This window comes from Mycolicibacterium bacteremicum, assembly GCF_002086115.1.
In the GTDB taxonomy this organism is placed as follows: Bacteria; Actinomycetota; Actinomycetes; order Mycobacteriales; family Mycobacteriaceae; genus Mycobacterium; species Mycobacterium bacteremicum.
The window spans coordinates 87,588-93,876 of sequence record NZ_MVHJ01000018.1 but is presented as its reverse complement, the minus strand read 5'-3'; the positions used below and the strand labels follow the sequence as shown (position 1 = coordinate 93,876).

At 67.8% G+C, this 6,289-nt stretch carries 6 protein-coding genes and 1 pseudogene; 2 read left to right on the top strand and 5 right to left on the bottom strand.

The features are described from left to right. Positions 1–1,364 (bottom strand): MMPL family transporter (locus BST17_RS19680; RefSeq protein WP_133053555.1); only part of this gene is annotated, 1,364 nt, incomplete at its 3' end. 2 nt (positions 1,365–1,366) lie between these two features. Then, complete coding sequence (locus BST17_RS19675; protein WP_019514292.1) at positions 1,367–1,798, bottom strand: MmpS family transport accessory protein; 432 nt, start codon at positions 1,796–1,798, stop codon at positions 1,367–1,369. Between the two features lie 224 nt (positions 1,799–2,022). Between BST17_RS19675 and BST17_RS19670 the strand changes: the two genes are divergently transcribed. After that, entirely contained in the window at positions 2,023–2,607 is a 585-nt protein-coding gene (locus BST17_RS19670; protein WP_083060582.1) for a TetR/AcrR family transcriptional regulator, read from the top strand. Here BST17_RS19670 and BST17_RS19665 read toward each other — a convergent pair. Together BST17_RS19665 and BST17_RS19660 are read right to left on the bottom strand one after the other, a co-directional pair. Beyond that, complete coding sequence (locus tag BST17_RS19665) at positions 2,575–3,174, bottom strand: hypothetical protein (protein ID WP_083060581.1); 600 nt, start codon at positions 3,172–3,174, stop codon at positions 2,575–2,577. The genes BST17_RS19670 and BST17_RS19665 overlap by 33 nt on opposite strands. A gap of 58 nt (positions 3,175–3,232) precedes the next feature. Further along, the gene (locus BST17_RS19660; RefSeq protein WP_083060580.1) at positions 3,233–4,729 is read right to left on the bottom strand and encodes a potassium/proton antiporter; all 1,497 of its coding nucleotides are present in this window, start codon (positions 4,727–4,729) and stop codon (positions 3,233–3,235) included. Between the two features lie 56 nt (positions 4,730–4,785). Between BST17_RS19660 and BST17_RS19655 the strand changes: the two genes are divergently transcribed. Beyond that, positions 4,786–5,451 carry a potassium channel family protein gene (locus BST17_RS19655; RefSeq protein ID WP_083060579.1) on the top strand — a complete coding sequence of 222 codons (666 nt, stop codon included), beginning with the start codon at positions 4,786–4,788 and terminating at the stop codon, positions 5,449–5,451. On the opposite strand, the pseudogene BST17_RS19650 reads toward BST17_RS19655, so the two are convergent. Continuing rightward, positions 5,418–6,257 (bottom strand): annotated as a pseudogene (locus BST17_RS19650) (hypothetical protein); the annotation flags it as partial. The gene BST17_RS19655 and the pseudogene BST17_RS19650 sit on opposite strands and share 34 nt — an antisense overlap. Between the last annotated feature and the right edge of the window lie 32 nt (positions 6,258–6,289).

The window sequence follows — 6,289 nt, the reverse complement described above, 5'->3', positions numbered from 1 at the left end:
TCGTGATCGCTTTCCACCAGCAGCAGTTCGGGATTCATCCGGGCCTGCGAGAAGTGCCGGTCCGCGGCCGCGTAACCCTCCTGGGCGGGCAGATCCGTGGGCAGATAATTGCGGTCGTTGTAGCTGGTCTGATAACCCGGCAGGGCGAGCAGACCGACCATGCTGATCGCCATCGTGGTGACCAGGATCGGGCCGGGCCACCGCACGATGGCCGCCCCGATCTTGCGCCAGCCGCGGGTCCGCATGGCGCGTCTGGGTTCCAGGGTCTTGCCGAACCGGGAGGCGATACTGATGATGGCCGGCCCCAGCGTCAGCGCGGCGAACACCACCACCACCATGCCGATGGCCAGCGGGATGCCGAGGGTCACGAAGTACGGCATGTTCGTGAAGTGCAGGCAGAACGTCGCGCCGGCGATCGTCAGACCCGAGCCCATCACCACGTGTGCGGTGCCGTGGAACATGGTGAAGTACGCGGATTCCCGGTCCTCGCCCTCGGCGCGGGCCTCCTGATATCGGCCCAGTAGGAAGATCGCGTAGTCCGTCGACGCGGCGATGGCCAGGGTCACCAACAGACTGGTGGCAAAGACCGACAGCCCGATGATCTCGTGATAGCCCAGGAAGGCGACCACCCCGCGGGCGGACAGCAGGCACAGCACCACCATGACGATGGTGATGAGCATCGTCACCACTGACCGGTAGATCAGCAACAGCATCACGATGATGACCAGGAATGTCAGGCCCTCGATCATCCGCAGGCTGCGGTCGGCGGCGATCTGCTGATCGGCCGCCAGCGCGGCGGGCCCGGTGACGTAGACCTTCAGACCCGGCGGCGGCTGCATGCCGTAGACGATGTCCTGGACCTTCTCGATGGACTCGTTGGCCAGCGCCTCACCCTGATTACCGGCGGTGTAGACCTGCACGTAGGTCGATTTGCCGTCGCTGCTCTGCGCGCCGGCCGCGGTCAGCGGGTCGCCCCAGAAGTCCTGCACATGCTGGACGTGCTCGGGGTCGGCCTCCAGCTTGGCGATCATGTCCTTGTAGAAGTCGCGGTCGGCCTCGTCGAGCTGGTTCTCGTCCTCCAGCACGATCATCGCCGAACTGTCCGAACTGAACTCGTCGAACACGGTGCCGACCCGCTTGGTCGCGATGACCGCCGGGGCGTTGCCCGGACTCATCGACACCGAGCGCATCTCGCCGACGACTTCGAGCTGGGGCACCGAGACGTTCAGGAACCCGATGACCACCACCCAGCCGATGATGATCGGCAGTGCCAGCCGGCGGATCCACAGCGCGATGCCGCCGCGATGCGCAGGTTGGGCGACCGGGATCGCGTCGGTGCGGGGCTCACTTGACCCGGAGAACATCGTCATGCCGACTTCACCAGGCAGTAGGTGTGGGCGCCGACGCCGTTGACGGTCCGCTCGTCCTTGACCTCGTCATCGACGGTGATCCGGCACGACAGCGTACTGCCGTCACCCTGACCCGAGATCGTCGGGAACACCGACGGTGCGGTCGTGCTCAAGGTGATCTCCCACGGCAGCGTCACATTGTCCGCGCGCACCGGCTTGGCATCGAGATCCATGTAGTTCACGTTCGCCGTCGCCCCCGGCTCACCCCACACCTCGTACTTGACGACCTTGGGATCGAACGGCTCGCTGTCATCGGCAGCACTGTTCTCGGTGGACACGTACCCCGGTCCCGTCCCGAAGAACGTGCGCACCCGCATCACCGTGAACGTACTGACGAACACCACCGCCAGGATGACGAGCGGGATCCAGATCTTCTTCAGCACGTTCACTGCTGAGATGCCATTCGCTTCGGCCTTTCATGCCACGTGGGGCCTGCGCTCAGACGCCGGTAAGCGTAGCCTTATCCAACTGCGGTCAGGTTAGCCACGCGGCTAAGCTTCTACAAGTCGCACGGCTAGAAAATGTGACGAGGACTACTCAACGGCCGCATTGCGGCAGGCAACATGCCACAGTGTCGGTGACATAGGTGCCGGTGACGATGGGAGGGTGTCAGGTGGCCAAGCCGGTGTCGCAGCGCGGATTCGCGCGCGACCGCGTGATCGAGGCCGCGCTGCACCTGTTCGCCGAACGCGGTGTCAACGGCACCTCGTTGCAGATGATCGCCGACCATCTGGGCGTCCGGAAGGCCGCCATCTACTACCAGTTCCACACCAAGGACGACATCGTGCTCGCCGTGGTGCGTCCGGTGTTCGACGATATGGAGCGCCTGGTTCGCATCGCCGAATCCATCTCGTCGGCCGAGTCCCGCCGGGACGCGGCGATCAGCGGTTTCGTCGAGTTGGCCGTGCGACACCGCCGGATCGGTTCGATGTTCTACGGCGACCCGGCCGTTCTGGCGCTGGTGCAGTCGCACCGCGAGTTCGAGGCCATCACCGACAGCCTGCGCGAACTGCTGATCGGCACCACGCACGACGCCGAGACCCGGGTCACCATCGGCATGATCACCTCCGGGATCTTCGGCAGCACCGCCGAACCGCATCTGCAGGACATCGCCGATCAGGATCTGCACCGCATCCTGCTCGACTGTGCCCAGCGGATGCTGCAGTCATCGCGGCCCGCCGCTGAACACCTCTCCTAGCTGACCCCCGATTTCGGCGGGTCCCGGCGGCGGCAACGGGGTGGTCGACGTCGTGGTGGGCAGAGTCGTGGTCGTCACCGTCGTGGTCGTCACCGTCGTGGTCGCGGACGTCGTGGTCGCAGCACTCGTCGTCGCAGTCGATGACGTCGACGACCCGCTCGAGGTACCGCCGGGCTCATGCACATCGGTCAGATCTTCGGTGCGGACCACGTCATCGCCGACGCTGAAGACCAGGGACTCCGACGTCACCGTGTAGGACTGGCCATCGTTGAAGGCCACGTACCCGTCGCCGGAGCGGGTGGCGGGCAGGGACAGCTGCGCGCCGTCACGCACCCGCACGCCGCGGTACTCATAGCTCCCGTCCGATTCCTCGCAGATGGCGACACGCGAGGTCGCGGTGCTACCGAAGATGACCGCGGTCGCGGGAGCGGCACACCGCGCGAACGACTGCAGGTAACCCTGACTGTCGGTTTCGGGTTCGGCGCCCGCGGTGCCGGCCACCGCGAGCAGCGCGGCGCCCACGGCCGCGAATCCGACTGTCAGCTGGAGTGCACGCGAGGTAGACATCCTCACCAGCTGACCATGTCGCCGCGATTCCGGCCACCCGCCACGCCGATGTCCATGCCTATTCGGGGTCACCGTACTCGTCGAACCAATAGGCCAACTTGCCGCGGCGGCTCACCGCCCGCAGCCGGGCCTCCGCCGCCGCGCGCATGGTGCTGGTGGTGACGATCAGCAATTCGTCCCCGGTCGCGATGCGGGTGTCGGGCAGCGGCACAAAAGTGTTGCCGTCCCTGATGATCAGCGTGATGACCGCGGGGTCGGGCAGGCGCAGTTCGAGAATGGTGACATTGTGCAGTCGCGACGGCGACTGCACCTTCATGGTCAACAGCTCGGCGTCCAGCACGTCCAGCGGCGCCGCCTCCACCTGGATCTCGCGGGTGGCCCCGGCGTCGGTCAGCCCCAGCAGGCGGGCCACCAGGTGCAGACTCGGCGCCTGGATGAGCGTGAAGATCACCACCAGGACGAAGACGATGTTCAGCAGCCGCGAGCTGCCGGACACCCCGGCGACGATCGGGAAGGTCGCCAGCACGATCGGAACGGCGCCGCGCAACCCGGCCCAGGACAGGAAGAGCTGCTCGCGCAGCGGGATTCCGAAACCGACCAGCGAGGCGGCCACCGAGACCGGACGGGCCACCAGCAGCAGCACCAGCCCGGTGACGATGGCCGGGACCAGATCGCGGCCCAGCTCGCTGGGATCGACCAGCAGACCCAGCAGCACGAACAGCCCGATCTGCGCCAGCCAGCCCAGGCCCTCGGCGAACGAACGCGTCGTGGACCGATGCGGCAGACCGGAATTGGCCAGCACCACCGCGGCCAGGTAGGCGGCCAGGAAGCCGCTGGCGTGCACGGTGCCGGCGGCCGCGAAGGCCACCACCCCCAGCCCGAAGGTCGCGATGGGGTACAACCCGGACGCCGGCAAGGCGATGCGGCGCAACGTCACTGCGCCGAGGAACCCGACCCCCAGGCCGATCAGCGCGCCGGCGGCGAGCTCGAACACGATCTCCCACATCGTGCCTGCCGGTTCGAAGACGAACGGCACCACGCTGAACATCAGGACCAGGATCACCGCCGGGGCGTCGTTGAACCCGGACTCGGCCTCCAGCAGCCCGGCCAGCCGGCGCGGCAGTGGCAGGACCCGCAGCACCGAGAAGACCGCGGCCGCATCGGTGGACGACACGATCGCTCCCAGCAGCAGTGCCAGTTGCCAGTCGAATCCGAGCAGGAAGTGCGCGCCGGAGGCGGTGAGCATGGTGCTGACCATCACCCCGACGGTGGCCAGCGACCCGGCCGGGGCCAACACCTTTCGGATGTCGGCGAACCGGGTGGTCAACCCGCCCTCGACGAGGATCACCGCCAGCGCCGCCGTGCAGATGTTGCGGGCCGCCTCGACGCTGTCGAAGTCCAGGCCGAGCCCGTCCTCGCCCAGCACCACGCCCACGAGCAGGAAGAACAGCAGCGCCGGGAAGCCGACCCGGGTGGCCACCCGGGTCCCGACGATGCTGGCCAGCAGCACGAGACCGCCGATCAGCAGCGCCAGGTACAGCTCGTGCAGCGTCATTTCCGCCCCGTCCCCTTACCGCGATAAGTCAAACTAGCGGGGTGGCAGCGCGCAAGATGCGGATCGGGGTGGCCGGTGCCGGCAACGTCGGCCGCTCCGTCGCGCACGAGCTGTTGGGGTACGGGCACAAGGTGCTGCTGATCGAGCGGGAGCGCCGGCGTTTCGAGCCCGACAGCGTCGCGGCCGCCGACTGGTTGCTCGGTGACGCCTGCGAACTGTCCACCCTGCAGGAGGCCGGTGCGCAGACCTGCGACGTGCTGATCGCCGCCACCGGTGACGACAAGGCCAACCTGGTCATCGGGCTGCTGGCCAAGACCGAGTTCGGGGTGCCCCGGGTGGTGGCCCGGATCAACGATGTCGAGAATCAGTGGCTGTTCGGGGCGGCGTGGGGTGTCGACGTGGCGGTGTCGACACCGGGCGCGCTGGTCGCCGGAATCGAGGGCGCCATCGACGTCGGGCACCTGGTGCGACTGATGGGCCTGCGTGAGGGGCATGCGGCGCTGACCAAAATCACACTGCCCGAGGACAACCCGTTGATCGGTGCCCGGATCGATCAGCTGGACCTGCCGCCGGCCACCGCGCTGGTGACGGTATTGCGCGGCGGCGAGATGTTGGTGCCGCGGCCCGCGGACGTGTTCGTCGCCGGTGACGAGCTGCTGTTGATCGCCGAGAACGCCGCCGAGTGGCCCGGCGACAGCCAGTCGGCCAGGTTGCGGACGTAATCCAGGAAGGCCGACAGCCGACCCGGGTCGTCCTTGATGCCGGTACCGGGCGCCTCGGTGACGAACGTGGGCGCGCCGCGGTCGGTGTCCCAGTTGTAGTCCGCGAAATGGTGGAAGGTGGAGGCGGCCACCGCGCGGCCCATCGGAGTCCCGTCCTCGGCGCGTTCGCCGTCGAGCAGGACGGCCAGGTTGAACCTGCGGCCCGTGTGCGTGCTGCGGCCCTGGGCGAGCACCGTGGCATGCGGTACGTCGGCAGACACCGCACCCTCGTGCGGGTGGGCCGGGAACCATTCGACGCGGCCACTGCGGGTGCGCCGGGTGCGCAGCAGCGGATGCACAGGTCCCTCGACGAACACCGGTTGGTAGTCGCCGTTGGACCCCGAATGGTAGTTGGGCCAGGCGATATCGCGATTATCCCGGTCATCGCAGAGCGCCGCGGCGTTCTCGGTGTCGCTGTGGAACCGGTTGACGCTGCCGAGCGGGCCGAGCCGCAGCAGGCAGCGTCCGAGGTCCTGGTGGTCGCGCGCGGTCAGCACGCCACCACCGCGCCGGCGGAACGCGACGATGGCGTCGGCCTCCGCAGCGGTCAGCCCGTCCCCGGAATCCACTGCCAGCAACCACAACTGATCGAACCCGAGGTCGCCGACACGGCGTAGCACCGGGTCGTCGGTCGCATCGGCGCACCGGTTGCGGGCCAGCACGTGGTGTCCGGCGGCCCGCAACTCGGCGGTCAGCAGTCCGAAGCGACTGATGTCCCAGTCGTCCTCGGTCTGCGCGATGGTGGTCTGCAACAGGATCTTGGCCATGGTTTCGACCCTGGCAGCTGCGCGGCGGAGCC

Bases quoted from the DNA above. Each gene is read 5' to 3' on its own strand.
- BST17_RS19665 (WP_083060581.1), bottom strand. From the start codon at position 3,174: ATGTCTACCTCGCGTGCACTCCAGCTGACAGTCGGATTCGCGGCCGTG.
- BST17_RS19660 (WP_083060580.1), bottom strand. From the start codon at position 4,729: ATGACGCTGCACGAGCTGTACCTGGCGCTGCTGATCGGCGGTCTCGTG.
- BST17_RS19655 (WP_083060579.1), top strand. From the start codon at position 4,786: ATGCGGATCGGGGTGGCCGGTGCCGGCAACGTCGGCCGCTCCGTCGCG.